General features: G+C 71.2%; 30 protein-coding genes and 2 pseudogenes. 14 read left to right on the top strand and 18 right to left on the bottom strand.

Annotated elements, in window-relative coordinates; all coding sequences use genetic code 11:
• Window positions 1-112: 112 nt before the first annotated feature.
• The 6 genes from ID554_RS30680 to ID554_RS30655 all read left to right on the top strand — a co-directional run bounded on the left by ID554_RS30680 (window position 113) and on the right by ID554_RS30655 (window position 6,395).
• The gene (locus tag ID554_RS30680) at window positions 113-1,231 is read left to right on the top strand and encodes a substrate-binding domain-containing protein (protein ID WP_117226822.1); all 1,119 of its coding nucleotides are present in this window, start codon (window positions 113-115) and stop codon (window positions 1,229-1,231) included.
• Window positions 1,232-1,357: 126 nt separating this feature from the next.
• The gene (locus ID554_RS30675) at window positions 1,358-2,350 is read left to right on the top strand and encodes a phosphotriesterase family protein (RefSeq protein WP_117226823.1); all 993 of its coding nucleotides are present in this window, start codon (window positions 1,358-1,360) and stop codon (window positions 2,348-2,350) included.
• A complete protein-coding gene (locus ID554_RS30670) occupies window positions 2,350-3,372 on the top strand; it encodes an ROK family protein (RefSeq protein ID WP_117226824.1) in 1,023 nt (340 codons plus the stop codon). Before ID554_RS30675 ends, ID554_RS30670 begins: the two co-directional genes overlap by 1 nt.
• Window positions 3,369-4,349, top strand: coding sequence for an ABC transporter permease (locus ID554_RS30665; RefSeq protein ID WP_117226825.1), 981 nt, complete (start codon window positions 3,369-3,371; stop codon window positions 4,347-4,349). Before ID554_RS30670 ends, ID554_RS30665 begins: the two co-directional genes overlap by 4 nt.
• Window positions 4,350-4,368: 19 nt before the next feature.
• Window positions 4,369-5,610 carry an alanine racemase gene (locus tag ID554_RS30660; RefSeq protein ID WP_117226826.1) on the top strand — a complete coding sequence of 414 codons (1,242 nt, stop codon included), beginning with the start codon at window positions 4,369-4,371 and terminating at the stop codon, window positions 5,608-5,610.
• Window positions 5,607-6,395, top strand: a complete 789-nt coding sequence (locus ID554_RS30655) for an ATP-binding cassette domain-containing protein (protein WP_117226827.1) — start codon at window positions 5,607-5,609, stop codon at window positions 6,393-6,395. The genes ID554_RS30660 and ID554_RS30655 overlap by 4 nt, the downstream gene beginning before the upstream one ends.
• A gap of 29 nt (window positions 6,396-6,424) precedes the next feature.
• Here ID554_RS30655 and ID554_RS30650 read toward each other — a convergent pair whose 3' ends face one another.
• The 7 genes and pseudogenes from ID554_RS30650 to ID554_RS30620 all read right to left on the bottom strand — a co-directional run bounded on the left by ID554_RS30650 (window position 6,425) and on the right by ID554_RS30620 (window position 11,327).
• On the bottom strand, window positions 6,425-6,901 hold the full coding sequence (locus ID554_RS30650; RefSeq protein WP_117226828.1) for a hypothetical protein: 477 nt from the start codon (window positions 6,899-6,901) through the stop codon (window positions 6,425-6,427).
• On the bottom strand, window positions 6,898-8,154 hold the full coding sequence (locus ID554_RS30645) for a signal peptidase I (protein WP_117226829.1): 1,257 nt from the start codon (window positions 8,152-8,154) through the stop codon (window positions 6,898-6,900). The genes ID554_RS30650 and ID554_RS30645 overlap by 4 nt, the downstream gene beginning before the upstream one ends.
• Window positions 8,155-8,166: 12 nt before the next feature.
• Window positions 8,167-8,799, bottom strand: coding sequence for a hypothetical protein (locus tag ID554_RS30640; protein ID WP_147333395.1), 633 nt, complete (start codon window positions 8,797-8,799; stop codon window positions 8,167-8,169).
• A 9-nt stretch (window positions 8,800-8,808) separates the two neighbouring features.
• A complete protein-coding gene (locus ID554_RS30635) occupies window positions 8,809-9,444 on the bottom strand; it encodes a SipW-dependent-type signal peptide-containing protein (RefSeq protein ID WP_199489133.1) in 636 nt (211 codons plus the stop codon).
• A gap of 204 nt (window positions 9,445-9,648) precedes the next feature.
• Window positions 9,649-9,933 carry a DUF427 domain-containing protein gene (locus tag ID554_RS30630; RefSeq protein ID WP_117226832.1) on the bottom strand — a complete coding sequence of 95 codons (285 nt, stop codon included), beginning with the start codon at window positions 9,931-9,933 and terminating at the stop codon, window positions 9,649-9,651.
• A gap of 196 nt (window positions 9,934-10,129) precedes the next feature.
• Window positions 10,130-10,228: pseudogene (locus tag ID554_RS32250) on the bottom strand (mycothiol transferase); the annotation flags it as partial.
• Between the two features lie 118 nt (window positions 10,229-10,346).
• The gene (locus ID554_RS30620; RefSeq protein WP_117226833.1) at window positions 10,347-11,327 is read right to left on the bottom strand and encodes an AraC family transcriptional regulator; all 981 of its coding nucleotides are present in this window, start codon (window positions 11,325-11,327) and stop codon (window positions 10,347-10,349) included.
• Window positions 11,328-11,416: 89 nt separating this feature from the next.
• Between ID554_RS30620 and ID554_RS30615 the strand changes: the two genes are divergently transcribed.
• Window positions 11,417-12,250, top strand: a complete 834-nt coding sequence (locus tag ID554_RS30615) for an NAD(P)H-binding protein (RefSeq protein WP_117226834.1) — start codon at window positions 11,417-11,419, stop codon at window positions 12,248-12,250.
• 82 nt (window positions 12,251-12,332) lie between these two features.
• On the opposite strand, the gene ID554_RS30610 is transcribed toward ID554_RS30615, so the two are convergent.
• The 4 genes from ID554_RS30610 to ID554_RS30595 all read right to left on the bottom strand — a co-directional run bounded on the left by ID554_RS30610 (window position 12,333) and on the right by ID554_RS30595 (window position 15,202).
• Window positions 12,333-13,892, bottom strand: a complete 1,560-nt coding sequence (locus ID554_RS30610) for an MFS transporter (protein ID WP_396888439.1) — start codon at window positions 13,890-13,892, stop codon at window positions 12,333-12,335.
• Complete coding sequence (locus ID554_RS30605; RefSeq protein ID WP_147333396.1) at window positions 13,889-14,446, bottom strand: TetR/AcrR family transcriptional regulator; 558 nt, start codon at window positions 14,444-14,446, stop codon at window positions 13,889-13,891. Before ID554_RS30605 ends, ID554_RS30610 begins: the two co-directional genes overlap by 4 nt.
• A gap of 134 nt (window positions 14,447-14,580) precedes the next feature.
• Window positions 14,581-14,739, bottom strand: coding sequence for a hypothetical protein (locus ID554_RS30600; RefSeq protein WP_158573673.1), 159 nt, complete (start codon window positions 14,737-14,739; stop codon window positions 14,581-14,583).
• Between the two features lie 112 nt (window positions 14,740-14,851).
• Window positions 14,852-15,202 carry a histone-like nucleoid-structuring protein Lsr2 gene (locus ID554_RS30595; RefSeq protein WP_117226836.1) on the bottom strand — a complete coding sequence of 117 codons (351 nt, stop codon included), beginning with the start codon at window positions 15,200-15,202 and terminating at the stop codon, window positions 14,852-14,854.
• 343 nt (window positions 15,203-15,545) lie between these two features.
• On the opposite strand from ID554_RS30595, the gene ID554_RS32245 reads away from it, so the two are divergent.
• A complete protein-coding gene (locus ID554_RS32245) occupies window positions 15,546-15,674 on the top strand; it encodes a DUF21 domain-containing protein (RefSeq protein WP_223884352.1) in 129 nt (42 codons plus the stop codon).
• Between the two features lie 289 nt (window positions 15,675-15,963).
• Window positions 15,964-16,104, top strand: coding sequence for a hypothetical protein (locus tag ID554_RS30585; RefSeq protein WP_158573674.1), 141 nt, complete (start codon window positions 15,964-15,966; stop codon window positions 16,102-16,104).
• 71 nt (window positions 16,105-16,175) lie between these two features.
• Here the strand turns inward: ID554_RS30585 and ID554_RS30580 are convergent, their stop codons facing one another.
• Entirely contained in the window at window positions 16,176-16,790 is a 615-nt protein-coding gene (locus ID554_RS30580) for a lytic polysaccharide monooxygenase auxiliary activity family 9 protein (protein ID WP_223884351.1), read from the bottom strand.
• Window positions 16,791-17,029: 239 nt separating this feature from the next.
• On the opposite strand from ID554_RS30580, the pseudogene ID554_RS30575 reads away from it, so the two are divergent.
• Window positions 17,030-17,419: pseudogene (locus ID554_RS30575) on the top strand (hypothetical protein); the annotation flags it as partial.
• 409 nt (window positions 17,420-17,828) lie between these two features.
• On the opposite strand, the gene ID554_RS30570 reads toward ID554_RS30575, so the two are convergent.
• Window positions 17,829-17,972, bottom strand: coding sequence for a YciI family protein (locus ID554_RS30570; protein ID WP_199489134.1), 144 nt, complete (start codon window positions 17,970-17,972; stop codon window positions 17,829-17,831).
• A gap of 189 nt (window positions 17,973-18,161) precedes the next feature.
• Between ID554_RS30570 and ID554_RS30565 the strand changes: the two genes are divergently transcribed.
• Window positions 18,162-18,869, top strand: a complete 708-nt coding sequence (locus tag ID554_RS30565; RefSeq protein ID WP_117226838.1) for a DUF5937 family protein — start codon at window positions 18,162-18,164, stop codon at window positions 18,867-18,869.
• A 136-nt stretch (window positions 18,870-19,005) separates the two neighbouring features.
• Window positions 19,006-19,737, top strand: a complete 732-nt coding sequence (locus tag ID554_RS30560; RefSeq protein WP_191088668.1) for a hypothetical protein — start codon at window positions 19,006-19,008, stop codon at window positions 19,735-19,737.
• A 38-nt stretch (window positions 19,738-19,775) separates the two neighbouring features.
• Here the strand turns inward: ID554_RS30560 and ID554_RS30555 are convergent, their stop codons facing one another.
• Window positions 19,776-21,224: an aldehyde dehydrogenase family protein gene (locus ID554_RS30555; RefSeq protein ID WP_117226840.1), complete on the bottom strand. Its 1,449-nt coding sequence runs from the start codon at window positions 21,222-21,224 to the stop codon at window positions 19,776-19,778.
• A gap of 147 nt (window positions 21,225-21,371) precedes the next feature.
• On the opposite strand from ID554_RS30555, the gene ID554_RS30550 reads away from it, so the two are divergent.
• Together ID554_RS30550 and ID554_RS30545 are read left to right on the top strand one after the other, a co-directional pair.
• The gene (locus ID554_RS30550; protein ID WP_117226841.1) at window positions 21,372-22,505 is read left to right on the top strand and encodes a thiolase family protein; all 1,134 of its coding nucleotides are present in this window, start codon (window positions 21,372-21,374) and stop codon (window positions 22,503-22,505) included.
• Complete coding sequence (locus ID554_RS30545) at window positions 22,502-23,296, top strand: SDR family NAD(P)-dependent oxidoreductase (RefSeq protein ID WP_158573675.1); 795 nt, start codon at window positions 22,502-22,504, stop codon at window positions 23,294-23,296. Before ID554_RS30550 ends, ID554_RS30545 begins: the two co-directional genes overlap by 4 nt.
• On the opposite strand, the gene ID554_RS30540 is transcribed toward ID554_RS30545, so the two are convergent.
• The 4 genes from ID554_RS30540 to ID554_RS30525 are packed head-to-tail and all read right to left on the bottom strand — an operon-like array spanning window position 23,276 to window position 26,428.
• Window positions 23,276-23,686: a YybH family protein gene (locus ID554_RS30540; protein ID WP_117226843.1), complete on the bottom strand. Its 411-nt coding sequence runs from the start codon at window positions 23,684-23,686 to the stop codon at window positions 23,276-23,278. The two genes, ID554_RS30545 and ID554_RS30540, sit on opposite strands and share 21 nt — an antisense overlap.
• Window positions 23,683-24,711: a CaiB/BaiF CoA transferase family protein gene (locus ID554_RS30535; RefSeq protein WP_117226844.1), complete on the bottom strand. Its 1,029-nt coding sequence runs from the start codon at window positions 24,709-24,711 to the stop codon at window positions 23,683-23,685. The genes ID554_RS30540 and ID554_RS30535 overlap by 4 nt, the downstream gene beginning before the upstream one ends.
• Window positions 24,708-25,016, bottom strand: a complete 309-nt coding sequence (locus ID554_RS30530) for a DUF4387 family protein (RefSeq protein ID WP_117226845.1) — start codon at window positions 25,014-25,016, stop codon at window positions 24,708-24,710. The genes ID554_RS30535 and ID554_RS30530 overlap by 4 nt, the downstream gene beginning before the upstream one ends.
• Window positions 25,013-26,428, bottom strand: a complete 1,416-nt coding sequence (locus tag ID554_RS30525) for an acyclic terpene utilization AtuA family protein (protein WP_117226846.1) — start codon at window positions 26,426-26,428, stop codon at window positions 25,013-25,015. The genes ID554_RS30530 and ID554_RS30525 overlap by 4 nt, the downstream gene beginning before the upstream one ends.
• Window position 26,429: the final 1 nt, after the last annotated feature.

Raw genomic sequence — 26,429 nt, 5'->3', positions numbered from 1 at the left:
GGCCGGGGTGAGGCACGCGTCGTCCTCTGTCGTGTGCCGCGCCGGTCGCGTCGGAATCCCCGTGTCTGTCCGAACCACCGGTTCCGGACCCGTTGCGGTGAAGGGAAAAGCAATGAGGCTCAGTCGTCGACGTGGAGCGGCCCTGGGCGCGCTCTGCGCCCTGGCGCTCATGGTCAGCGCCTGCTCGAACGAGACGTCCGGCAACGACGGCGCCGCGCCGAGCGGCCCACGCTCCGAACCGAGCCTGTCGTTCGTCGGCCCCGGCGGGGAGACACCGACCGCCGCCGACCAGATCTCGCTGACCCCCGAGGAGCAGCAGAAGGTCCGGGACGGCAACTACACGGCCGCCTTCGTCTGGCACGAGGGCTCCGCGCTGACCCAGGCGGTGGAGTCCGGGGTCCGTCAGGAGTTCGACCAACTCGGCATCCGGGTGCTGGCCAGCACCAGCGCCGAGTTCGACGCGGCCCGCCAGGCCAACAACGTGCAGACCGTCCTGGCCCTCAACCCCGACCTGATCGTCACCATCGCGGTCGACCCCACCGCGGCGGCCGCCGCCTTCAAGCCCGCCGTGGACGCCGGCGTCAAGCTGGTCGTGATGACCACCCCGCCGCAGAACTACAAGGCCGGGGAACAGATCGTCGGGATCGTCACCGCCGACCTGACCGCGTTCGGCAAGGCCAACGCGGAGATGCTCGGCGAGGCACTCGGCGGCACGGGCAAGGTCGGCTACGTCTACCACGACGCCGACTTCTGGTTCACCAACCAGCGTGACAAGGCGTTCAAGGACTGGCTGGGCTACCTCTACCCGGACATCGAGATCGTCGAGGAGGCCGGCTTCTCCGACCCCGCACGCACCGAGGACATCGCCACCGCGATGCTGACCCGCCACTCCGACCTCAACGGCGTCTACGTCGCCTGGGCCACCGCCGCCGAGGGCGTGCTCGCGGCGACCCGGCAGCAGGGGCGTACCGACGTCAAGATCGTCACCAACGACCTCGAGGCGAACCTCGCCGCCGACATGGTCCGGGGCGGCAACGTCGTCGGCATCGTCGCCAACGGCTCCACCCGCCTCGGCCAGAACCTGGGCATCGTCGCCGCCTACGGGCTGCTCGACAAGGAGGCCCCGGCGATGGTCGTCGGCCCGCCGATGGCCGCCACCAAGGACAACATCGCCGAGGCATGGCGTGACGACTACGGCCAGGAGCCGCCGGCCGAGGTGCTCGGCAACTGACAGCAGGTGACGTACGAGGCCCGGCCCTTCTGGGGGGAAGGCCGGACCTCACCGGCGGTCGCGCGACACGGCCGAGAGCCGTGTCGCGCGACCGCCGGTCAGACGATGGGCAAGGAGAGAAGTCAGATGGGGTACGTCCAGACAGTCCTCGGGCCGGTGGCCCCCGAGGCACTCGGCCGGGTGCTCAGCCACGAGCACCTCGGCGCGCTGGTACCCGGGCCGTGGCTGTCCGGCGGATCCGGCGACGATCGCGCGGACCTCGCCGTCAACGCGGTACGGGGCCTGCCCGAGCTGGGCTTCGGCACGATCGTGGACCTGTCCCCGTACGAGGTGGTGGGTCACGACGTGACCCTGCTCCGCGAGGTGGCCCAACGCACCGGCCTGCACGTGGTCGCCGGATCGGCGATCTATCTGGAGCCGTACTCGCCGGGGTGGGCGCTCAAGGCCAGCGTGGACGAGATGCGCGAGCGCTTCGTCGCCGACGCCACGATCGGCGTCGGCGACACCGGCGTCAAGGTCGGCATCTTCGGGGAACAGGCCACCGGACTCAACGAGATCACCCCGCACGAGGAGAAGTGCCTACGGGCAGCAGCCCGCGCCCACGTCGCCACCGGACTGGCGGTCAACACGCACACCACCCACGGCACGATGGCCCTGGAACAGGTCGAGATCCTCCGCGAGGAGAAGGCCGACCTCTCCCGGATCGTCATCGGCCACCTGGACATCAACCCCGACCCGGACTACCTGAGAGCGGTACTGGCGACCGGCGTCACCATCGCCTTCGACACGCTCGGCAAGCAGTTCTGGGACTTCGTGCTCGCCCCGCTGCCCGCGAACCCGCCGGAGGGCGAGTTCGACAAGCGGGCGTACCACCGGCCGGACCGCGCGCGGCTGGACATGCTCGCCGCACTGGTCCGGGACGGCTACGCCGGCCAGATCCTGCTCTCGATGGACCTGACCGGCGCCGAGGCGTACCTGAACCCGCGCACGCACGGCACCCACGGGTACGCGTACCTCGGCCGGGAGATCGTGCCGGGTCTCGCCCGGCTCGGCGTACCGCCGGAGGCGCTCGACCAGATGCTGGTGTCCAACCCGGCCCGACTCCTGACGGTCGGCTGATGGCCACCCACCCGCGCCCGACCGGATACGTCGGCGGCGTCGACCTCGGCGGCACCAAGCTCCGGGCCGCGCTCGCCGATCTCACCGGTCACATCGTGGCCGAGGACGTGCTCGCCACCGACCCGCGCGGCGGCCTGGCGGTCGCCGCGCAGATCGACACGCTGCTCCGTGACCTGGCCGTACGCGGCGGCATCGACTGGTCACAGGTCCACGCCAGCGCCGTCGGCCTACCCGGCGCCCCGCACCCGCAGACCGGCGCCGTCGACCTCTCCCCGAACGTCTCCGAACTCGGTGCCCTCGACGTCCGGGCCGAACTGACCCGCCTGCTGGGACATCCGGTACTGCTCGACAACGACGTCAACGTGGCGGCCGTCGGCGAGTGGTGGCTGGGCAGCGGACGTACCCATCGGGACTTCGTCTTCGTCGCGATCGGCACCGGCGTCGGCATGGGCATCGTCCTCGACGGTGAGCTGGTCCGCGGCGCTCGCGGCGCGGCGGGAGAGATCTCCTACCTGCCGCTGGGCACCGACCCCTTCGACCCGGCGAACCAGGTCCGTGGTGCCCTGGAGGAGGCGGTCGCCGGCGCCGCCCTCGCCGCACGGTACCGGGCGGCGAGCGGCCGGCAGGCCAGCGTCCCCGACGTCTTCGACCGGGCCGCAGCCGGCGACGCGGGTGCCCGCAGCGCCATCGACGAGGAGGCACGCTTCATCGCCCTGGCCGTCGTCGCCGTCACCGCCGTCCTCGATCCGGAAGCGGTGGTCCTCGGCGGCGGGATCGGCTCCCGGACCGAGCTGGTCGAGCCGGTGCGGCGCTGGGTCGCCGCGCTCAGCGCACACACCCCCGTCATCAAGACCAGCCAGCTCGGCGACCGGGCCGGTCTGCTCGGCGCCGTCGCGATCGCCCGCCAGGCGGCCGGCGCCTACCCCGGACCGTCCGCCCACGCCGACTCGCCGGCTCACGCCGACTCGGCGACGCGGCCCGACCGGACCACCTCTCTCGAAACAGCGAAGGGACGACGATGACCCAGACCGATGCGGCGGTGAAGGCCAGGAGCGAACCGGCCTGGCGCAGGGTCAACTGGCGCGACTACGTGGTCTACATCGGCTTCGCCGTCGTGTTCCTGTTCTTCGCCATCACCCAGGGCAGCAACGGCTTCCTGACCACCAACAACCTCATCAACATCGTCATCCAGACCGCGCCGATCACGGTCATGGCGGTCGGCCTGGTCTTCGTGCTGGCCGCCGGCGAGATCGACCTGTCCATCGGCTCGGTCGTCGCACTCTCCGCACTGGTCGGCGCAGTGACCTTGCGGGAGACCGACAACATGCTGCTCGGCGTGGCCGCAGGGCTCGCCGCCGGCGCGGCCGTGGGCCTGGTCAACGGGTTGTTCGTCACCATCGTCCGGCTGCCCTCCTTCCTGGTCACCCTGGCCACCATGGGAGCGGTGGCCGGCCTGGCCCGCGAGGTCACCGGCCTGCAGTCGGTGCCGGTCAGCAACGACGCCTTCCTCAGCCTCTTCGGCCAGGGCGAGATCTTCGGCATCCCCGGCCTGGTGCTCTGGTCGGCTGCGGCCGTCGGCGTCGGCTACCTCGTGCTGCGGCACACCCGGTACGGGGCGCACACCCTCGCGGTGGGCGACAACGCGGCGGCGGCCCAGGTCAGTGGCATCAAGGTGATCCGCGTCAAGATCATGGTGCTGATGGGCAGCGCGATGTGCGCCGCCATCGCCGGTCTGCTGTACGCCGGTCGCCTCCAGGGCGCCCGGTACACCCTCGGCGAGGCCGATCTGATGTCCGTGATCGCCGCCGTGATCGTCGGCGGGACCAGCCTGTTCGGCGGCAAGGGCTCCATCGTCGGCGCCCTGCTGGGCAGCCTGCTGATGGGCATGCTCAACAACGGCCTGATCCTGGCCGGGCTCTCGGTGTCCCAGCAGATGATGGCGCGTGGCGCGATCATCCTGGTGGCCGTCTCCCTCTCGCTGCGCGAGCGGCGCAGCTGACCCGGAAGGAAGCACACGCATGTTCCTGGAACTGCTGCGACGCCGCAACCCGGGCCTCCTGGCCGCCGCCGCGCACCTACACCAGAGCGGTGACCTGCCGGCCAACTGCTACGCGCTGGACCTTGACACCGTCGCGGCCAACGCCGCCGCCATCCGGCGCGAGGCCGATCGCCTCGGCCTCTCCGCCTACGCGATGACCAAGCAGGTCGGGCGCAACCCGGACTTCTGCCGCACGATCCGCGACGCCGGCATCACCGAGGCGGTCGGCGTCGACCTGCAGTGCGCGGTCGCCGACCACCTCGGCGGGCTCGGCATCGGTCACCTCGGTCACCTGGTGCAGATCCCCCGGCACGAGGTGTCCACCGCCGCCGCGCTCACCCCGAGGTACTGGACCGTCTTCGACGACACCAAGGCCACCGAGGCGGCGACCGCGAGTGCGGCGGCCGGCCGGGAGCAACCGCTGCTCGCCCGGATCGAGGCGCCCGGCGACCGCTTCTACCGAGGCCACGAGGGCGGATACCCGGCCGACCAGATCGTCGCGGTCGCCGAGCGGCTGGACGCCCTTCCCGGGGCCCGGTTCGCCGGTGTCACCAGCTTCCCGACCCAGCTGTTCGACCCGGCCGCAGGCCGGGTCGTGTCGACCCCCAACCTCGACACACTGCGCTCCGCCGCCGCCGCGCTGCGCGCCGCCGGGCGCACGCACGTCGAGCTCAACGCACCGGGTACGACCTCCGCCGCGATGCTCGCCATGCTCGCCGAGGCAGGTGCCACGCAGGTCGAGCCCGGCCACGGGTTGACCGGTACGACGCCCTGGCACGCGGTCACCGACCTGGTCGAGGAGCCTGCCGTGCTCTACGTCAGCGAGGTGTCGCACCTGTGGAGCGGTCGCGCCTACGTCTTCGGCGGCGGACTCTACGTCGATCCCGTGCTCGGCCTGGGCGGAACCCGTGCCCTGATCGTCCCCCGGGGCGGCGGCCTCGACGACGCGTACCTGGTCGACGTGGAGATGCCCGCACCCGAGGCGATCGACTACTACGCGATGGCCGACGTCAGTGCCGCACCGGCCGTCGCGCCCGGCGACACAGTCCTGTTCGGATTCCGTCCGCAGGCGTTCGTCACCCGCGCACTGACCGCCGGGGTGACCGGCATCCGATCCGGTGACCCGGCCGTATCCGGCGTCTACGCCGCCGACGGTTCGGCGCCGCTGCGGCTGGACAGCACCGACACCCCCGCGACCGCCAGCACAGAAAGGGCGTCATGAGCATGGACACCCAGAACATCGCCGCGGCCGGTACGGGCGCCCCGCCGTTGCAGCTGCGCGAGATCCGCAAGCAGTTCGGCGGGGTCGTCGCGATCGAGCGCTTCGACCTGGAACTGGCCGCCGGGGAGATCATCGCTCTGGTCGGCGACAACGGCGCCGGCAAGTCCACCCTGGTGAAAATCATCTCCGGGGTGTACCAACCGACCGAGGGCGAGATCCGGATGCACGGCCGCCCGGTGACGTTCCGGGACGCCACCGACGCCCGACGGCAGGGCGTCGAGGTGGTCTACCAGGACCTGGCCCTGGCCGACTCGCAGCCGGTCTACATGAACATGTTCCTCGGCCGGGAACTGGTCCGCGGCCCACTGCGGCTGCTCGACCGGCGCCGGATGGCACGGGAGACCCAGGAGCTGGTCGACGCCCTGGACGTCCGGATCCCCAGCGCGAAGGCGACGATCCGGGAACTCTCCGGCGGGCAGCGGCAGGCGGTGGCGATCTGCCGCGCCACACACTGGGCGAGCGGCCTGGTGCTGATGGACGAGCCGACCGCTGCGCTGGGGGTCGCCGAGACCGCCAAGGTGGAACAGCTGATCATGAGGCTGCGTGACCGGGGCGCCGCCGTACTGGTCGTCAGCCACAACCTCGACCAGGTGTTCCGCATCGCCGACCGGGTCGCCGTACTGCGCCGGGGGCGTCAGGTCGGCGTCCGGAACATCGAGCAGACCAGCCGTAACGAGATCGTCTCCATGATCACCGGCGCCTCGGCCGAGCCCGAACAGCCCTGAGCCGTGCGAGGAGCACGGCTGTCGCGGTACTACGGCACGCTGCAGGTGTAGAGCACCGCGGTCAGCATGCCGAGCGTGCCGGTGACCGGGGTCGACGTCCAGCCACCGGGTCCGTTCGCGACCAGCCGGAAGGTGCCGCTGCCGATGCCCAGCAGCGCGCCGGGCACCGTGACGCTGGTGGCGGGTCCGAGCGTCCCGCCGTCGGTGAAGCCGCCGGACAGCGACCACGTGAAGCCGCTGCGGGTGAGCCCGCTGGCCGGCAGTGTCCAGGTGAAGGTCGGCGGGGTGAGCACACCCGCGCTGCACTGCAGGTTTCTCGGTGGACTGACCGTGCGGGCCTGGAGAGACCCTCGGCCGTACTCGGTGTCGGTCCAGGCGGCCAGCGTGGACTGCGGCGGTGCGAGCACCGCGACCGCGAAGGTGAGCGCCAGGGCCGCCGTCCCCGCGATCCACCGTCGCCCGGCCCGCGTCGCGCCGGGTCGATTCGGGAACCACGTACGCCTCACGGCTGCTTCACCCGGACCCGACGCCTGCGTACGGCGAGCACGAGCAGCAGGCCGGCGAGCAGCGCGCCGGCCCCGACGGCCAACGGTGTCCGCAGGTCGGGCCCGGTACGCGGAAGCGGCCCGACCGTGCCGCCGGCCGAGGCCCGGTCACCGAACCCGGTCGCGGTGACGACCAGGTCCGCCGACCCGGAGGCCGTCGAACCCGCGAGCAGACTCGCGGTGACCAGGACCCACCGTTGCTGGTCGGCGCGCATCGAGCTGACGGTGAACGGGGTCGTGGTCAACCTGGTGGCCGGACCGTCCGCCAGGACCTGCTGCTCCTGGCCGGTGGGGCAGGCGCCCTGCACCCACCGCTGCGGGCAGACGGCGGCCGTCACCTGGAGTCCGTCCGGCCTGGCGGCGAGCGGACCGGAGGCCGACAGCGAGATGGTCACCGTGCCGGGCTGCTGCGCGTGTGCCGAGACGCCCACCTGCCAGGGCACCGGTTCCTCCGGTGCCATGGTGGTCATCCGTGCCTCGTCGCCGATCGAGACCAGAGTGAGGAACCGACTCCGGATGACGTCCTCGGACGGTTCGGCGCGGGCCGTGCCGGGTGCCGCCAGCACCGCAGCGGTCACGCCCGGCAGCACCGACACGGCCAGCAGCAGGCATCGCAGGGTCGAACTCGGGTGCGCGCCCGTCTCCCGGTCCGGCGTCGACCCGTCCGGTCCGGCCCGGCCCGGCCGCCGATGACGCCCCGACGGCTGCGGCTCGCTGCGCGGCCAGAAGGCCCAGGTGACGATCGCGGCGGTGCCGATCGTGATCACGCTCATCGCGTACACGTTCGACACGGTGCGGACCGCGTACCCGAGCCGGGGCACCGACCACTCGACCAGCCGTACGTGGGTCACCGCGTACGGCGCGGCGTCGTTGGACTCGTTCGCGTCCCCGCGCATGGTGAGCAGCCGCGTGGACCCGCCGCCGTCGGCGATGTCGACCACCCGGTGGGTGATCGGTGCCAGCGGCGTACGGTCGACGGTGACGATGTCTCCGACGGCGACCTCGGACGCGGGAATCTCCCGTACCACCGCCAGCGATCCGGCAGGGATGGTCGGGCTCATCGACCCGGTCTTGAACAGGATGAGCGAGATGTCGAAGAAGAACGCCAGCGGGACGAGGACAACGCACACCGTCCCGCCGACGGCGAGCAGGGTCAGCACCAGGTCACCGACCCGCGCGAGGAGTCCGCGCCGCTGACGCCCTCGTCCCATCATCCGACCGGTCCTTTACGTAGACGTGGCAGTGAATTCCCAGGTGACCGCACCGGTGGTGCCCTGGTACGCGTTGCCGGCGCCGGACTGCACACGTGCCTCGAAGCAGAACCGCAACTGTGGTGTCGCGCCGGCCGGCGCCGTGATGGCCGACGACACCGGCGATCCGGGGACCGAGGTGACACCCAGGTAGCTGGGCCCGACGATCCACGTCGGGGTACCGGTGAAGGCGGCGGCGGCACAGGTGGTGCTGGTGGTGGCGGTCCGCACCGCGCGGTACTCCAGCGCCGGCAGCAGGGCACCGGCGTTGTTGGACGAACCGGTGAGTGCGACCGTGCCGCCGACGTTCGTCGTGGCGGTGGTGCGGATGTCGAGGTAGGCGTAGAACGAGACCGAGGGGGACATCGCCGTCGCGTTGAACGCCAGCGTGGCGGCGTTCGCCGCTGGGGTGTGGCTGGCCCAGCTGCTGGACGCGGTCTGCGACTCGGTGCCGAAGACACTGGCCGCGAACGACCCGGTGCCGTACTCGCCGTCGGTCCACGCGGCGAGCGTGGACGTCGTGCCCAGGCCGATGACCAGGGCGCCGGCGAGTACGGCACGGGTCCGGCGGAGCCGTGGTGTCCCGGCCTGCGTGCGACGGTTGACCACGGCCACCGCCTACACGGATTCGGCGAGGAGCTGCCAGGTCTCCGTGACCGACGTGCCCTGCACCAGACCGGCGTCCGCCGTGACGACGAAGCACAGGAACACCGGAGCGCCGGGTGTCGTGGGCGGAGTGCCCTGGGTCAGGTTGAACGACACCGCGCCGGCCACCGAGTCGAGCGCGGTGCCCTCGGCCACGATCCAGGTCGGAGTCGTGGGCGTCGGAGCGCAGTCGCCGAACGTCGGCACGGTCGCGATGCCGTAGGTGAGGCCGGCGAAGGCGGGCGGCGCGGGGGTGGCCGATGCCACCGTGACGGTCGCGTCGTACGTCGTCGCCGCAGTCAGGCGAACGGCGAACGGGGCCGCGACCACGTCGTCCGGGCTCATGTTGTCGAAGCCGGTGCTGAAGGCCAACGACGCCGCCGTGCCGGACGTCGGATGCTCGGCGTAGGTCGTGCCGTCCGTGCTGCCCTCCATGCTAAAGCTACCGGCTGTGAACGTGCCCGAGGCGTACTCGGAGTCGTTCCAGGCCGCGAGGGTGATCGTCGCGCCGAGGCCGAGCGTGATCCCTCCGGCCAGGATCGCCTTGAGCTTGCGACGGTTTCCCCGACTGCTCGACTCGCCCGTCGTCATCCCTGTCGGTCCATTCACCTTGTCCTCCTCGTGCATCCCCGTTGGCGTGCTGTCACGCAGGGACACGATAGAACTCCAATACGGACAAGCCGGGCGAAAAACCTAAAACTTCACGGAGGTGTATCAACCGGTATAAAGTGAATCGAACTCGAATGCCGGAACTCGCGGCGGCCGTCACCTCGCTCGGCGCGGCCGTGGTGCTCTGGGCGACCGCAGTGGTCGTCACCCGACGACCGTGACGTCCTTCCAGAACGCGACCCGGTCCCGGACCATCTCCGCCTCCGGCAACGGCTCCGGATAGAACCAGACCGCGTCCACACTGCTCTTCCCGTCGTGCTCCAGGGTGTAGTACGACGCGGTGCCCTTCCACGGGCAGTGCGTGTGCGTGTCGGACTCGCGCAGCAGGTCGTCGCGGAGCGCCGTACGGGGGAAGTAGTGGTTACCCTCGACCACGACGGTGTCCGTGCTATCGGCGATGACCAGGTCGTTCCAGATCGCTTTCGGCATGGGCCCAGACTATGCCGATCCGCGCGCCGGTCCACCCCGTGTCAGCGCGGCACCTCGTGCAGCGTCACGGCGTCGAGCCGACCGTCGGTCACCTCGGCGGTGAGGTACGTCGCGTACGGCTGACGCCGCCGGTCGGTCGGCGAACCGGGGTTGAGCAACCGCAGGCCACCGGGCGCCTCGCTGTCCCAGGGGAGGTGTTCTCCTGCCGCAGGCTGATCGTCGTGTCGAGCTGCTCGCGCAGGATGTCGGCGTGACCGGCATGACGCGCGAGGTCCCAGGTCACGTGGACGATGACCAGATGAGGTCGTCGCGCGTCGCCTGGAGATAGTGCAGCAGCGCGGCCTTCGCGTCGTCTTCGTCAGTCATGCCCGCAGTCTTCCTCGTCCGGGCCGCCACCGTGCGGCCGGAGGGACTCAGCGGGACAGGGTCTGCCGGGGGACCTGTCCCACGGGTGGTGGGTCGATCGTCACCGCCACCTGTCTCTCGGACTGCGTGAGCTTGCGGTGCTCGCGGGGACTCACCCCGTGGACCCGTTTGAAGGCCGTGCTGAAGCCGAAGGCGTCGGAGTATCCGAGTTGGCGTGCCATGGCGGCGACCGTCGCGGTGGTGTCGGTCAGCATGTCGGCGGCGAGTGTCATCCGCCAGTCGGTCAGGTAGGTCAGCGGTGGCTCACCCATCAGCTCGGTGAATCGTTTGGCCAGTGTCGTGCGGGACACACCGGCCCGGGCGGCCAGTGAGGCGAGCGTCCAGGGCTCACCGGGGGAGTCGTGCATGGCGCGGAGCGCCGGGCCCACCGTGTCGTCGCCCAGCGCCCGATACCAGCGGGGAGCCTCGGCGCCCGGCTGGTCGAACCAGTCCCGGATCGTGCAGACCAGCAGCCAGTCCAGCAGACGGTCCAGCACGACCTGCCGTCCCGGGCGGACTCCGCCGAGCTGGAAGTCCAGGTAGTCACGCAGCGACGAACAGTCGTGGTCGTCCGGCACGACCAGCACCGGCGGGAGCCCTCCGAGCAGCCGCTGCGGGGCCTGACCTCGGACGTGGTACGCCCCGGCCAGGAGTAGCATCTGCTCGGCCGTGCCCGGGACCGGTGGCCGGGAGTCCGACGACTGGCGGCAGTCGACGTCGCGCAGCTCGTCGGGCCGGAAGGTCGACCGGGGCTCGGCGGAGAGGACGAAGGGTTCGGGTCCCCGCACCACGACGGCCTCGCCGACCCGTACCAGAAGTGGCTCGTCGCGTTCCGGATGGACGATCCACGCCTCGCCGCGCAGCGGCACGCAGAGTGTCAGAGGTGCGCCATCGGTGAACCGCAGCGCCCACGACGGCGAGAGCACCGACCTGCCGAAGGCCGCGCCCTCCGCGCGTACGTCCCGCAGCAGGGTGTCGAACGGGTCCATCGCTCCACCATAGGGGGGCGGACTATCGCACATGCCGCGCGTACGACGAGCCATGTCCTGCCGGCGGGCGGGCAGGTTGACTCGTGGCCATGACGAAAGAAACGAACGAGATCCTCGTCATCGGGGGGACCGGGAAGACCGGACGTCGGCTGGTGCGCACGCTGCGGGCGTCCGGTGAACGGGTACGGGCCGCTTCCCGGTCGGGCGAGGTGCGGTTCGACTGGACGCGACCGGCCACCTGGCAGCCGGCGGTGGCGGGAGCGTCGGTGGTCTACCTGACCGTTTCGGCGGACCCGGCGGTGGCCGACGACTTCGTGGCACAGGCGGTGAAGTGGGGCGTCGGTCGCTTCGTGGCGCTCTCCGGACGCGGCATCGACAGGATCGACCGCGACTTCTCGCCGAGCATGCTCGGCGCGGAACAGGCGGTACGCGACTCCGGCGCGGAGTGGACGATCATCCGCCCGAACAACTTCCACCAGAACTTCGACGAGGACCTGTGGCGCCAACCGCTGGTCGACGGCCGCCTCGCCCTGCCGATGGGCGCCACGCCGGAGCCCTTCATCGACGCCCAGGACGTCGCCGACGTCGCCGCAGCCCTGCTGACCGAGGAGGGCCATCACGGGCAGGTGTACGAGCTGTCGGGCCGCCGAGCCCTCACCTTCGCCGAGGCGGTGGCGACGATCGCCGAGGCGTCCGGCCGGTCCATCCAGTACGTGGAGTTGACGCCGGAGGAGTACCGGAGCGAGGTGCTCGCCGAGGGCTACTCGGAGGCCGACGCGACGGCGCTCACCATCATGTTCGCGGGAATGCGGGCCGGGTATCTCGCCCAGCCGACCGACACGGTGCGGCAGCTCCTCGGACGTGACCCGATCGACTTCGACACCTACGCCGACCAGGCCGCCACAGGCGGCGCATGGTCGTGACGCTTGAGGCTCTGGACCGCGATGGTCCCTGCGACGGCTGCGGCGCCGGACCCACCGGCCCGACGCGGCAGCCCGGTCGGCTCTAGTGGCCCTTGGTCACGTCCAGTCCCTTGGGAGTCAGGGCGAACACGACGGCCACCGACACCAGCATGATCGCGGCACCGATGCCCCCGACCAGCATCAGCCCGTGCGTGAAGGCATCCTGGGCCTGGGCGGCAGCCGCAGCCCCCGCCGGGCCCAGACCGTCCAGGACGTGCAGGGCGCCGCCCAGGGACTCCCGGGCCACCTCCACCTGGCCGGGGCTCAGCCCGGCGGCGGCCAGGTCCGAGACCGGGAGTTCGGCGCGGTAGAGGGCCGCCGCCGTGCTTCCCAACACGGCCACGCCCAGGACCGCGCCCAGTTCGTAGGAGGTCTCCTCGATGGCGGCGGCGCTGCCCGCGTGCTCGGCCGGGGTACCCGACATGATGATCGCCGAGGCGATGGCCAGGGAGCCCATCCCGGCCCCGAGCAGGGCCAGGAAGATCCCGACCGGTGTGTAGGTGAGCGGCTCGGGGGCCACGGCCAGGACCGCGAAACCCAGACCCGCCAGCGCCAGACCGCCCACCAGGACGGTACGGGCGCCGATGCGCTGGGCCAGCGTCGGCGCCAGCGGGGACACCACCGCCGAGGCGATCGCCAGCGGCAGCAACGCGATGCCGGCCTGTAGGGGCGACATCCCCCGTACGAGCTGGAGCCACTGTGCCGCGAGCAGCAGTGCCGACGCCATGGCCAGCATGGTGAACAGCGCTGCCAGCGTGCCGGCCGTGAACGAGGGGACGGCGAACAGGCGTACCCGCAGCAGCGGCGAGTCACTGCGCAGGCAGCGCAGCACGAACCACACCAGCAGGGCGAGCCCCGCCGCCAGGGCCGCCAGCGCCAGCAGATCGGTGGGCCCCTCCTTGGCGATGCGCTTGATGCTCCACACCAGGGCGGTCATGCCCGCGATCGACAGGACGGTGGCCGGCGCGTCCCAGCGGCCCGGGTTCGGGTTGCGGGCCTCGGGCAACAGCAGCACCGCCGCGACGATCGCCGCAGCCATCCAGGGCACGTTCAGCAGGAACGCTGCTTGCCAGGTGAAATGCTCCAGGAGCAACCCGCCCACGATCGGTCCGATGGCGGCCCCCAGGGAGGCCACCGCCGCCCAGATGCCCAACGCCTTGGCGCGTTCGGCCGGGTCGGTGAAGAGGCTTCGGATCATCGACAGGGTCGCGGGCATGATCATCGCCCCGCCCACACCGAGCAGGGCGCGTACGGCGATCACCGTGGGGGCGGACTCGGCCACCAGGATCAGCAGGGACGCGCCGCCGAAGATCGAGAAACCGGTCAGGAGCAGTTCTCTGCGGCCCCACCGGTCGCCCAGGGTGCTCATGGCGACCAGCAGCCCGGCGAGGACCAGCGAGTAGATGTCGACGATCCACAGCTGCTGGGCGGCGGTCGGTGACAGCGCCGCCGCCATGTCGGGCAGGGCGACGTTGAGGATGGTCATGTCCATGACCACCACCAGCAGGCTGGTGGAGAGCACGGCCAGGGCGGCCCACCGGCGACCGGGGGACAGGTGCCCGGCGGTCGCTCCGGGTGCGTCGGAGGTGTGCGTCGTACTCACCGGTCCTCCGGAAGAGACGTGTTCATCAGCGCGGCGATGGCCATACGCAGGGCCTTCTCGTCCACAGGTCGGTCGTGCAGCAGGGTGTACAGGATGACGCCGTCCAGGTAGACGGCCGTGGCCTGGGCGGCTTCGGGAGTGGCGTAGGCCGAGAGGATCTCGGTGATCCCCTGGACCCAGCGCTGGGCGTACGGCCGCAACTCGGGTTGGTACACGCCGGCGTAGTAGAGCAGGGTCTCGGCCTGGAGCCTGGCGTGGTCGCTCAGATAGGAGACGAACAGCGCGGCGAGGCCCTCGGCGCTTCCCTGGCAGGCGTGCACGGCCTCCGCGACTTGGCGGATCTCTTCGTCGGCCTGCGCCACGACGACCTCCAGGGCACTCGTGCGCAGGTCGTCCAGCGAGTCGAAGTAGTAGGTGGTGGCACCGAGTGGCACCTGGGCCAGCTCGGCCACCCGTCGGTGTGTCAGGGCCGCCCAGCCGTTGGTGATCATCTCCCGCGCGGCGGCTTCGAGCATGGCGCGCCGGCGTCCTTCGGGATCCCTGCGGGAGGTCACGGCCGCTCCCCGTGTGCGGGTTGTCCGGCGGTCGGAAACATCGTTCTCGCCCCCGTGAACTAGTACGTCCGTACAAGTACGAATGTACTAGACGCGGAGAGTCTGCCGGCATGACCTGCGCCACGGTCCGGAGGTCACGCGCGGGAGTGGCCGGTGGCGCCGTTCTTGCCGGGCTTGTCGGCGGCGGTCTCCAGCGGCAGCGACCGTCGGCGACCGGGCGGCGGGATGCCTTTTCGTCTTCGCCACGCCGGCACCGATGGGGAGCTCGGTGACCGGACGTCGATGCGATTCATGCACCACCGGTTGAAGGGCCGTCACGGTACGCGCGGCCCAACGGTGCGCCGAGCCTGCACCGCACCGGAACGAGAGTCTCGTCGAGCCGCGCGAGATGAGTCGTGCGGTGGGTCAGCGACCGGCTTTCGCGTGGTACTCGTCCACGATCTCCTGCGGAATCCGGCCCCGGTCGGAGATGTCCTTCCCGGCCTTCTTGGCCCACGCCCGGATTGCCTTGTTCTGCTCCCGGTCGGTGCTGGCGGAACCCTGACCACGAGCGGCCCGGCCGCCTACGACCACGCCACCACGTCCCACCTTCGTGCCGTGGGCGACGTAGGAGGCGAACGCTTCCCGCAGCTTCGCGGCATTGCTGCTGGACAGGTCGATCTCGTACTGCACACCGTCGAGAGAGAACTTCACGGTCTCGTCGGCGTCGCCGCCGTCCAGGTCGTCGACCAGCTTATGAATGATCTGCTTCGCCACGTCTGAGCACATTCCCTTCCAGTGCGGACAGTTCCACGAATGTGGTAGTCACACTAGCGCCTGCGATACTTGTCGCGTCAACGGGATCCGTATAACGGTCAAGGTATTGACCGATCCGATCGCCGAGGTGGATCTGCCGGCCGCCGTGGCGCCGAGAATGTTCGTCGTCGTGAGTGGATGGCGACTACGTGTTGCGGCGAGGGTGTCGCAACTCCCGTGCCGGTGTCCGCGGAGCGGAGGTCCACAGCAAGATCTCAGCACCCCCGTCTACGCTGGCCGGCAGGTCCAGTGACAATGACCCTCCCAGTCCCGACCGGCCCGAGGGGTGCGAGGGGGCCCAGCGGTGACCGAGTGGCTTTTGCTTGCAGTTGCAGTCTTGTTGATCGGGGCGAACGCGCTCTTTGTGGCTGCGGAGTTCGTTTTCGTCACGGTCGACCGGGCCACGGTCGAGCGACGGGCGCAGGCCGGTTGACCGTCGCTCCGAGGGGCTACTCAGGGGGTTGAGGACGTTATCCACCCAGATGTCCGGTGCGCAACTGGGCATCACGGTGACCAGTCTGGTCGTCGGTTTCCTGGCCGAGCGTCCCTGGCGACGTTGCTTCGTGGCCCGCTCGGCATGACCGGCGCCGACTACATCACCGTCCACCAGGACGACGGCCGGACTACCGGCGGAGCAGTTCGACGAACCTCTCAGCCCCGGCCTGATCCGGCCCTTCGCACGCCTGGCCGCAGGATCGCCGCTACGCGACGCCCTCACCGCCATGCAACACCGGGGCGCCCACCTCGCCACTGTCGCCGACCCGGCGGGCCGCACCATCGGCCTGGCCGCACTCGAGGACGTCGTGGAGAAACTCGTCGGCGAGGTCCGCGACGCCACCCAACACGCCGCCGTTCCCTCGTGAGTCTGCGCCTTCTACTCCGGCCCGGGACATTGTCCTGGACCGGAGTAGAAGCGCAATTGTCGACCTGCGGATCAGGTGATGTTGATGTCGCTGCACCACATGTAGGTCTGGTCCATGTGCGACGCCTTCCAGAGCACGAAGAGGACGTGGTGTCCGCTACGGCCGGAGGTCGAGACGTTGAACGAGATGTTCTGCGTCGGCGCGTACCGCCCGGTCGTCGTGATCAGGTCGACGTTTCCCCACCCGACCTGCTGGGTGTTCGGGTTGAAGCCCTGCCGGGTCAGGTAGACCCGGAAGAAGTCGGCTCCGTGGCTGGCCTGGTCGTAGAACTGGAGCGTGAAGTTGCGGCTGACGTTGGTCGCCTTCCAGGCTCCCGGCTGGTTCAGGGTGTTGTTCCTGGACAGGGCGTTGCTGCACAGCTGTCCGTCGGGGGTGCGGGCCTGGTACTGCCCGGCCAGGCCGTCCCGCAACTGGCTCATCCAGTTCCACATGGTGTCGGGGTTGGCCTGGAACGCCCGGTAGCACATCGGGTCCTGCGTCTGCATGGCCGGATCCATGTGCCGGTGGCCCCAGGTCTGCCAGCACTGGTAGGCGCGGGACGCCGGGTTGATGACGGTGCCGTGGGCCTGGGCGGCGCCGGCCCAGGGCAGCATCGCGACCACCATGGTGAACGTCAGGGCGAGCACCTGGAGGGGGCGGCGGACGGCTGACCGGGATTGCCGGCCGGCTTGAGGGGGGTGGTGTGAACGCACGGTGCATCCTCCGTTCCGGGGCGCTCCCTGGGACGGTTTGGGAGCGCTTCCAGCGATTGTTGCATCGAGGATAACCCATATCAATGATCGTCTATTTTAAACTCGGTGATCGATAGTTTCAGAGGAACCCGGAAACACGCCAGGGAAAGAGTCTCCCGCAGTGCGGAGGGGGTTTGTTCCTGAGCGGGGTGACCGCGTTCCCGCTCGAAATCGAGCTGCGTTGGCTGCTACGGGCGGCCGACCTCTTCGCCGACCAGCTTCCGGCGCTGGTCGGCTGGATCGAGCGGGTCCACGTGGGGCTGGTCGAGACCGGCGAGCGCTATCCGTTCATGCGGTACGGGACCGACTGGCTCGCGTTCGCCCACCTGGTGCTCGCGGTGGCGTTCTGGGGGCCGCTGCGCGACCCGGTGCGAAACGTCTGGGTGGTGCAGCTCGGCATGATCGCCTGCGTCGGGATCGTGTCGCTGGCGTTGATCTGTGGGCCGCTGCGGGAGATCCCGTGGTTCTGGACCGTGGTGGACCTGTCCTTCGCGGTCGGGGCGTTCCCGCCGTTGTGGATCGCGCCGGCGAACGAAGCTTGGGCAGGAGCGCCCGTACCGTCGCGTCGCCGCACCCGGGCAGCAGCGCGGCGGCCTCCTCGTCGCCGAACTGGGCGCGTACCTCGCCGATCAGCGTGTCGGCAACGTCCGGCAGGTGACGACGACATAGCGTCCGGTAGACCCGCCGCCGATCGCTGCCGGGCCCGGCTGGCCGGCAGCACCACCGCCGACACCCGTACCGTCGTCGCCCAGGTTGCCGTCACCCTGGATCGGGAGACCGCCGCGTCCCCGATCCCGCCCGCAGCCGGTCCTGGACGGTACTGTGCCGCCGCTGGTGCTGCTGCTCGACGAACCGACCTCACCTGGTCCAACTAGCTCGACGACACCTGCGCGCGATCGTGCGCCCCGCACGGTCGCGAGCAGGTGCGCAGCGCTACTGCATCGCCCGGACCTCAATGCGCGACCCCAGGGCTGCGGAGCACTGTTCAGCCCAGGTCAAGGCAGCTTCCTCGTCGGCGACCTCGACGATCCAGAAGCCGCCGACGTACTCGGTCGCCGCCACGAAAGGCCCTGGCACGCGCTCGACCTCGCTGCCGGTCGCGTCGACGGTGATCGCGGTCGACAGCGGGTGGAGGCCACCGGCGTGGACGAAGGCGCGACGGTCAGGAAGTACTGCGTCATGATGCGTCCTGTTCTGTCGTGATCGTGTGGATCGGTGCGGGCTTCAGCTTCGGGGGGCGCGCGCCGCGCGGACTACGCTTTCGATGTGGATCGAAAGGTGGAGTTCCGGCTCGGATCGAGTGACATCTCGGCGGTGCGGTTCGGGATCTCACCCGGGCACGAGTTGGTCCACGCGGTACGCGTGATGCTCCGTCTCCAGACGGCACCGCTGCACTGGGGTTGGCTGCGCACGGTGCGGGGCGCACCGACGGGCGAGGCGTTCCGCCTGCTGGCGGTGATCAGCGGTGTCGACGGGTACCTACCCGACTTCCTCACCGCGACCCCGTCCGGCGACATGACACCGGAGGAGGAACTGGAGCGCCTGCGCCGGGTACCGACCGAACGTCTGCAGTTCGAGCTGCAGAAGATGGTGATCCGCTCCGAGGGTTCCCGACAGCAGGAGATCCGGGAGCTGGTCGCGGACCCGGCACGCGCCCGGACGGTGGTGGTCGCCGCCTGGCAGGAGGTGTGGCAGCAACTCCTGGCACCGGTGTGGCCGCAGATGCTGCGCCTGCTGCGCGCCGACATCGCGGTGCGGGCACGGCGCAGCAGCGACGCCGGGCTCGCGGTGATGGCAGCCACCCTGCACTCGACCGTCACCTGGCACGACGAGGTCGTGTACGTGAAGATGCGCCACCACTCGGAGACGGTCGACTGCGGCGGCACCGGGCTGGTGCTGGTCCCGTCGGTGATGATCGCTGCCCGAGGCTGCGCCGTGCTGACCGAACCACCCGCCCAGCCGACGATCTTCTAGCCGGCGCACGGGGTCTCCGAGATCTGGGACCGCCCCACCTCGGACGTGCTCGCCGCGCGGCATCCTGGCCCCGGCGTCGGTCGACCCGCCCTCCGGGTACCGGCAGTACGCGCGTTCGCAGGTGCGACACGGGATCATGGCGGACCTGCTGCGCCGTGCCCAGGTGCCCCTGTCGGAGCTGGGCGAGGCTGCCGACTTCCCGTTCGCGCAGTGGCGCGACAAGGTCATGATGCGGCGGAGCTTCGAGGACTTCTTCCTGGCCGTCGCCGAGCGTATCGCCGAGTTCGATCCGGCCGACCTCACCGCCCACCGCCGGGCCGCACCGAGCCTGGACTGGGTGGGGGTGGTGGTGAATCTCGACATTCCCGACGACATCGAGGGCACCGTCGGTGCGATGTCCGAGATGGCCGCCGTCACGCCCGAGATCGACGAGGCGTTCGGCGAGGCCCTCGCCGACCTGGAGGTGCCGACGGCCGCCCTCTGCTGGGCCGCTGCGCCGCAGTCGGTCGGGGCCAGCGCGACCTCCCGGATGCTGCTGGCCCGTCCCGGGCCTGCCAGCCTCACCGAGGCGGCCCGCGACCTGATCGAAGAGCGGGTGCGCTCCCGGACCGGGGAGTCCGTGCGCGCGGTGACCGGAACGCTGCCGCCCCGGCTGGAGATCACGTTCACCGCCGCCGGGGACGGCGACCTGTCGCCGGTCGAGGAGGCGGCGGCCGGTTACCTGCACGTGCTCGCCTTCGGGGAGTACACCGACCGGCACGGACTCACTGCGTTGGCCCCGATGCCCCGCGAGGTCAGCCACGGCCCGTCACTGTTCTCCGACGACCCCGGGCACCGCTCGGTGAGCGTGTTCGACGCCCGCACCTGACAGCCCGCCCGGTCGGGTCCGAGCACGGTCGCCGGACGCTACCACTGCAACGTCTGGACCTCCGTGTACTCCAGCACCCCTTCCAGGCCGAACTCCCGGCCGATCCCGGAACGCCCGAACCCGCCGAACGGCAACCGTACGTCCGCGGTCGCCCCGTCGTTCACACTCACCCGTCCGGCGCGTAGCCGCTCGGCCACCGCGACGGCCGCCATCCGATCGGCGGAGACCACCGCCCCGGCCAACCCGTACGGTGAGTCGTTGGCCAGGGTCACCGCCTCCTCGTCGGTGTCGAACGGCAGGACCACCGCGACCGGGCCGAAGATCTCCTGGCGGGCGACGGGGTCGTCGTTGCCGACACCGGTCAGGACCACCGGCTCGTGGAAGAAGCCCCTGCCGCCGACGCCGACCGGCCCACCGTCGACGACCGCCCGCGCGCCCCGGGCCTTCGCCGCCTGGACCGCTGCGGACACCCGGTCCCGGTGCGCGGCACTGATCAGCGGGCCGAGCGTCGTCTGCTCGTGGGCCGGGTCACCGAGCACGGCGGTGGAAAGACGCTCCGCGAGCGCCGCCACGTAGCCGGCGAACATGTCGCGGTGCACCAGGTGGCGGGTGAGCAGCGCGCAGCCCTGACCGGCGAGCGTGGTCGTGTTCACGGCACCGATCCGGCTCGCCATCGCGAGGTCGGCGTCGGCCCTGACCACGAGCGCGGACTTGCCGCCGAGTTCCAGCACCACCCGGGTGACGTTGCGGGCCGCCTGGGCCATCACCCGCGCCCCCACCGCGTCCGATCCGGTGAACGTCACCAGGTCGACCCGGGGATCCCCGGTCAGCGCCGCGCCGACCTCGGCGCCACCGGTCACCACGTTCAGGACGCCGGGAGGTATCCCGGCCTCGTCGGCGGCCTCGGCCAGAGCGAGGATCTCCAACGGCGTGTACGGCGACGGCTTCACCACCACGGTGTTGCCCATCGTCAGGGCTGCCGCGACCTTCGGCAGGGTCAGCATCAGCGGCGCGTTGTACGGGGTGAGCGCCGCGACCACCCCGACCGGCACCCGGCGGACCAGACTCGCCGTCACCCGAGGCGGGCCACCGGCCGGGCGCGGCGGCGGGGGCAACATCCGGTCGTGCTCGCCGGTCGCGACGTCGATCGCGTACTCCAGGTGTGCCAGCGCGGCGGTCACGAACGCCGTGGACTGGCCATGCGGCGCACCCGACTCGGCGACCGACAGCGCCACGTGGTGGCCGATCCGGTCGCCCAGCCGTTGCCGCAGTCGCCGGAGCGCGGCGGCACGGTCGGCCGGGACGAGCCCTGACCAGCGGCCGTCGTGGAACGCCCGGTGTGCGGCGGCCACCGCGTCGGCCGCGTCGGCCACCGTACCGACGGGGGCGGCGACGATCACCGCCTCGGTCGCCGGGTTCACCACGCCCGCCGTGCCACCGTCGGATGCCGCACGCCAGCGGCCGTCGACGTACAGTCCCTGTCCCATCAGGCGACCATAGGACCGTCCGGGTGTCACCGGCGGCCACGCGGTGATGGGTAGTGCCTATCGAGCGATACACGGTTCGTCTTTGTGCACCCGCGCCCGGCCGGGTGGGATGGCGGAAGAGGGAGCCCTGCGGCCTGAGGAGCAGTCTTGCGTGATGCGGTGATCGTCGACGCCGTCCGTACCCCGATCGGCAAGCGCAACGGCGCCCTGGCCGACTGGCACCCGGTGGATCTGGCCGCCGAGGTGCTCAAGACGCTCGTCGCGCGGACCGGAGTCGACCCGGCCGACATCGACGACGTCATGTTCGGGTGCGTCAACCAGCTCGGCGACCAGTCCACCAACGTCGGCCGGATGTCCGCGCTCGCCGCCGGATGGCCCGAGACGGTGCCGGGCGTCACGATCGACCGGGCCTGCGGGTCCAGCCAGCAGGCCCTGCACTTCGCGGTCGCGAGCGTGCTGTCCGGGATGGCCGACACGGTCGTCGCCGGCGGTGTGGAGATGATGTCGCGGGTGCCGCTGGGCGCGGCCCGCGCGACGGGCATGCCCTACGGCCCGAAGGTCCGCGCCCGTTACGCCCGCGACTCCTTCAGCCAGGGCGAGGGCGCGGAGATGATCGCCGAGCGGTACGGCCTGTCCCGCACGGCGCTCGACGAGTTCTCGGTACGTTCGCACACGCTCGCCGCCGAGGCGACCGACGCGGGCGCCTTCACCGGCCAACTCGTCACGTTGCCGGAGCTGACCGTCGACGAGGGCATCCGCCGCACCTCCACGGTGGAGACCCTGGCGGGCCTCAAGACCGCGTTCCGTCCCGACGGCGTCATCCACGCGGGCAACTCGTCCCAGATCTCCGACGGCGCCGCCGCCCTGCTCGTCACCACCGGTGACCGGGCCCGCGCGCTCGGCCTGACGCCAATGGCCCGCTTCCACACCGGTACGGTCGTCGGCGACGACCCGGTCGTCATGCTGAGCGCGCCCTGGCCGGCGACGCACAAGGTGCTCGCCCGGGCCGGCCTCGGCATCGACGACATCGGTGCGTTCGAGGTCAACGAGGCGTTCGCGCCGGTGCCGCTCGGCTGGCTCGCCGAGACCGGTGCGAAACCGGAACGACTCAACCCGCTCGGTGGCGCGATCGCGGTCGGACACCCGCTCGGCGCGTCCGGGGCGATCCTGATGACCCGGCTGCTGCACCACATGCGCGACAAGGGCATCCGGTACGGCCTGCAGACGATGTGCGAGGCGGGCGGCCTGGCCAACGCCACGATCGTCGAGCTGGCCGAGTGAGCTCCCTGGTCGGCCGCCGGGTGCTCGTCACCGGTGGTTCCCGGGGTATCGGCCGGTCGATCGTCGAGGCCGCGACGGCGGCGGGCGCCCGCTGCGCGGTGCTCTGCCGGAACCCCGCCGGTGCCGCCGGAGTGGTCGCCGCGTGCAGCGACGCCGACTGGCCCGTGCCGTCGGTGCACGCGGCGGACATCACCGATCCGGTCGGTTGCGAGCGCGCGGTGGCGGACGCGGCAGACGTGCTCGGCGGCGTCGACGTCGTGGTCAACAACGCCGCCCGGGTCTCCGGCGGAGTGCCCGACGGGCTGTTCTCGACGACGGACTCGTTGCTGCGGACGGACTTCGAGGAGAAGGTCGTCGGCTACCTCCGCGTGGTCCGCGCCGCCGCGCCGCACCTACGGGGCGGTGGCTCCGGCCGGGTGGTCAACATCGGCGGTGAGGCGGCGCGGATCGCCCGGCACAACGTGAGCTCGGGGGTACGCAACGCCGCGCTCGTCCACCTGACCCACTCGATGGCCCGCGAACTGGGCCCGGACGGGATCACCGCGAACGTCGTCCAGCCCGGTGTCGTGCTCACCGATGAGGTCCGCGCGATGCTGCTGGCCGACGTTCCGCCCGGCACCGACCCGCAGGCTCATCTGCGGCGGCTGGCCGCCCGCCAGTCGCTGCGTCGCTTCGTCGAGCCGGCCGAGGTCGCCGCCGTCGTGGTGTTCCTCGCGTCGACGGCCTCCTCGGGCCTGACCGGCCAGGTCCTCACGGTCTCCGGCGGGACGTCAGCGGCGGTGCACTACTGAGATCCGCTTGGCGGCGAAGACCAGGCCGCCGTGCCCCGCCCGGGTCACGAGGTCACGATACCGACCCCAGGTCTGCACGATCTGGTCATCAGCCGTCCGGGACACCGAGTGGAACAGCGCCTGGACCGCCAACGGGTCGCCGTCGCCGAGCACCTCCACGTTCGACACTAGGTGCAGGACAGGAGACGCGGCGCTCGTCCAGTATCGGGCGAACAGCCCGACGAACTCCTCCGCCCCCGTCCGCAGCACCCCGTCGGCGCCGACGACCTCCACGTCGTCGGCGACGATCGCGCGCAGCAGATCGGGGTCGCGGTCGTCCACGCCCCGGCAGTACGCCGCCTGCAACGCCGACACCTCCGACAGCAGCCCGTCGGCTGCGGCGGAGGTCACCGGGTCGCCTTACGGGGTGCGGGGCCGGGTGCCGGACGACCGCCCGAGTCGACGAACGTCCGCCGCGACGCGAGCGCGGGATGGCCGGGCGCCTCGCCGGGGGTGAGCACCGGGGTCACGCAGGCGTCCACGCCGTCGAACGCCTGCTCCCACTCGGCGCGGGTGCCCGACGCGAAGATTCGGGCCAGCTCCCGGCGCTGGTCCGGCCAGCGGCTACGGTCGTGCTGCGGCCAACCGGCCGGATCGATCCCGAGGGTGGCGAGCAACGCCGCGTGGAACGCCGGTTCGATCGCCCCGACGGCCATGAACCCGCCGTCGGCCGTGCGGTACGTGCGGTAGAAGGGCGCGCCGCCGTCGAAGATGTTGGACTCCCGCTCGTCCGACCACAGCCCGGCCGCGCGCATGTCGTGCAGCAGCGTGGTCAGCGACGCCACCGCGTCGGTCATCGCGACGTCCAGCACCGCGCCCCGACCGGTGCGGGTCCGTTCCAACAGCGCCGCGAGCACCCCCATCACGAGGTACGTGCCACCGGCGCCGAAATCGGCGAGCAGGTTCAGTGGCGGCAGCGGCGGCCGGTCGGCCGGACCGGTCGGGTGCAGCGCCCCTGCCACCGCGAGGTAGTTGATGTCGTGCCCGGCCCGCTGCGCCCAGGCACCCTCGTGCCCCCAGCCGGTCATGTGCACGTAGACGAGCGTCGGATGCGCGGCACACAGCGTCGCCGGACCGAGCCCGAGCCGCTCCACGACGCCCGGGCGGTACGGGTCGACGAACACGTCGGCGGTGGCCACCAGCCGACGGACCACGTCCCGCCCCTCGTCGGACTTCAGGTCGGCGGTGACCGCCCGCACCCCCTGCGATCGGGAGTCCAGGTGCGCCGGCAGCCCGGAGACACCCTTGTCACTGCCCGGCCGGTCCACCCGGATGATCTCGGCACCCAGGTCACGCAGGAGCATCCCGGCGAAGGGCGCCGGACCCGCGCCGGCGAGCAGCACGACGCGGGTTCCGGCGAGTGGTCCCCGGCTCACGGCAGGCGCAACGACAGCAGGGGCACGAACTGCGCCGCGCTGTCCAGGTCGGTGTCGTCGGGGCCACCGGCCACCGTCCGGCGGGGCATCGTCACCTTGATGGCGTTGGCCGACGGATAGTCGATGACCTGCACGGTCGCCGGGTCGACACGCAGCAGTTCGGCGATCGCCTCGGCGTTGACGACTCCGGAGTCGCGCCACTTGAGGTACGCCTCCTCGGTGTTGAACACCATGTCGGCGGAGACCAGGAACGCACCGGCGTTGCGGGTGCGGAACGTGCTGCAGTCCGAGCGGATGTCACTCATGAGCTGACCAACTCCTTCACGGCGGCCGAGTCGGCGACCTCAAGCGTGAACGGTTCCATCGGGTGGTCGAGCGCGGCGGCGTGCCAGACGCTCCAGTTGAACACCGGGCCGACGTTGACGACCGACGGGGCGTAGGCGAGTGCGCCGTTGGCCGAGTTGGCGACGCCGGGCACCCGTACGCCGTGCATGAAGAACGGCATCGCCCCCGAGACGATCTCGTGCGCGATCTCCTGGTCGGCGGCGACCGCCTCGGCGACCAGCCCGATCTCGTAGCAGCCGGCGTAACCGGTGGCGGCGTTCGGCTCGGCGTCGCCGAGGACGGCGTCGTAGCCGTACCGGCGGAACCCGAACGTGTACGCCGACTCGTCCAGGCCGTACCGGTCCCGGGCGGTGCGGTGCACGAGATCGGTGATGGCGGCGGTGTAGTCGGCGACGTTGGCCACCACGGCGGGGTCGCGGACCCCGAACAGGCACATGCTGCGGTAGCCGAGCTGTTCGACGCCCTCCAGACGTACGCTGTACGGCTCCGATGTGAACGTCGCCCCGACGACGCGGACGGTCTGTTCGTCGAGCTGGAGGTACCGGGCGGCCGACGTGTCCAGCGTTCCCGGGGGTTCCCGCAACAGGTACGGCGTCGCGTTCTCGTACAGCATCTGCGCGGCGACCGACCGTACGGTGCAGCGGGACCGGCCGCCGACCGGGCGTACCGTGAAGCCCTCGTCGTCGACCTCGCCGACGATGCACTCGCCGGCACCGATCGGCTCCTCGATGGCGTACCCGCACTCGACGGTCTTGCCCATGTGCCAGGCCGGGCCGGGCGCGATGCCCCGCATCAGCGGGACGGCCGCGTAGATCGCCGCGTCCGAGGACCGGCCGGCCAGCACGATCTGCGCACCGGCGTCGAGCGCCTCGGCGTAGGGCTCGGGGCCCATCATCGCCACGATCCGCGTCGCGCGGTCGACGTCGGCCCCGGTCAGGTCGGGTCGGCCGTCGAGCCCCCACGTCTGTCCGCTGCGGACCTTGCCGTGGACCCAGTCCTTCGGCTGCTCGGTGCGGATCGTGGCGATGCGGGCGGTACGGCCGTGCGCGGCGAGGATGTCCGCCACGATCCCGCGGAACCAGGTGAGCCCGGCGTCGCTACCGGTGAACCCGGCCGACCCGATGAGCAGCGGCACCCCGACGTCGAGGGCACCGAGCACCATGCGTTCCAGGTCTCGGCGGGTCTGCCGGTAGCCGGCCCAGGTGGTGGCGGTCCCCAGGTAGTACGGACCCCAGTCGGTGCTGCCCGCGTCGCAGGCGATGAAGTCGGGCTTCGTCTCCAGCGCGGCGCGGAACGACTTCGTGGAGAAGCCACCGCCCATGACGGCGGCGGGCGCGACGAACCGCACCCGGGATCGGTCGTCAGTACTCATC

The sequence above is a fragment of the Micromonospora craniellae genome, assembly GCF_014764405.1.
Taxonomy (GTDB): Bacteria; Actinomycetota; Actinomycetes; order Mycobacteriales; family Micromonosporaceae; genus Micromonospora; species Micromonospora craniellae.
The sequence above is the reverse complement of the archived record's forward strand: the minus strand, read 5'-3'. Positions and strand labels throughout refer to the sequence as shown.

What these genes read in the sequence shown, in the direction of transcription:
- ID554_RS30645 (WP_117226829.1), bottom strand. Translation starts at nt 8,154, where the DNA reads ATGATGGGACGAGGGCGTCAGCGGCGCGGACTCCTCGCGCGGGTCGGT.
- ID554_RS30555 (WP_117226840.1), bottom strand. Translation starts at nt 21,224, where the DNA reads ATGGGACAGGGACTGTACGTCGACGGCCGCTGGCGTGCGGCATCCGAC.
- ID554_RS30680 (WP_117226822.1), top strand. Translation starts at nt 113, where the DNA reads ATGAGGCTCAGTCGTCGACGTGGAGCGGCCCTGGGCGCGCTCTGCGCC.
- ID554_RS30600 (WP_158573673.1), bottom strand. Translation starts at nt 14,739, where the DNA reads ATGAATCGCATCGACGTCCGGTCACCGAGCTCCCCATCGGTGCCGGCG.
- ID554_RS30660 (WP_117226826.1), top strand. Translation starts at nt 4,369, where the DNA reads ATGTTCCTGGAACTGCTGCGACGCCGCAACCCGGGCCTCCTGGCCGCC.
- ID554_RS30630 (WP_117226832.1), bottom strand. Translation starts at nt 9,933, where the DNA reads ATGCCGAAAGCGATCTGGAACGACCTGGTCATCGCCGATAGCACGGAC.
- ID554_RS30670 (WP_117226824.1), top strand. Translation starts at nt 2,350, where the DNA reads ATGGCCACCCACCCGCGCCCGACCGGATACGTCGGCGGCGTCGACCTC.
- ID554_RS30675 (WP_117226823.1), top strand. Translation starts at nt 1,358, where the DNA reads ATGGGGTACGTCCAGACAGTCCTCGGGCCGGTGGCCCCCGAGGCACTC.
- ID554_RS30620 (WP_117226833.1), bottom strand. Translation starts at nt 11,327, where the DNA reads ATGGACCCGTTCGACACCCTGCTGCGGGACGTACGCGCGGAGGGCGCG.
- ID554_RS30530 (WP_117226845.1), bottom strand. Translation starts at nt 25,016, where the DNA reads ATGAGTGACATCCGCTCGGACTGCAGCACGTTCCGCACCCGCAACGCC.
- ID554_RS30665 (WP_117226825.1), top strand. Translation starts at nt 3,369, where the DNA reads ATGACCCAGACCGATGCGGCGGTGAAGGCCAGGAGCGAACCGGCCTGG.
- ID554_RS30655 (WP_117226827.1), top strand. Translation starts at nt 5,607, where the DNA reads ATGAGCATGGACACCCAGAACATCGCCGCGGCCGGTACGGGCGCCCCG.
- ID554_RS30615 (WP_117226834.1), top strand. Translation starts at nt 11,417, where the DNA reads ATGACGAAAGAAACGAACGAGATCCTCGTCATCGGGGGGACCGGGAAG.
- ID554_RS30585 (WP_158573674.1), top strand. Translation starts at nt 15,964, where the DNA reads ATGCAACACCGGGGCGCCCACCTCGCCACTGTCGCCGACCCGGCGGGC.
- ID554_RS30560 (WP_191088668.1), top strand. Translation starts at nt 19,006, where the DNA reads ATGGCGGACCTGCTGCGCCGTGCCCAGGTGCCCCTGTCGGAGCTGGGC.
- ID554_RS30525 (WP_117226846.1), bottom strand. Translation starts at nt 26,428, where the DNA reads ATGAGTACTGACGACCGATCCCGGGTGCGGTTCGTCGCGCCCGCCGCC.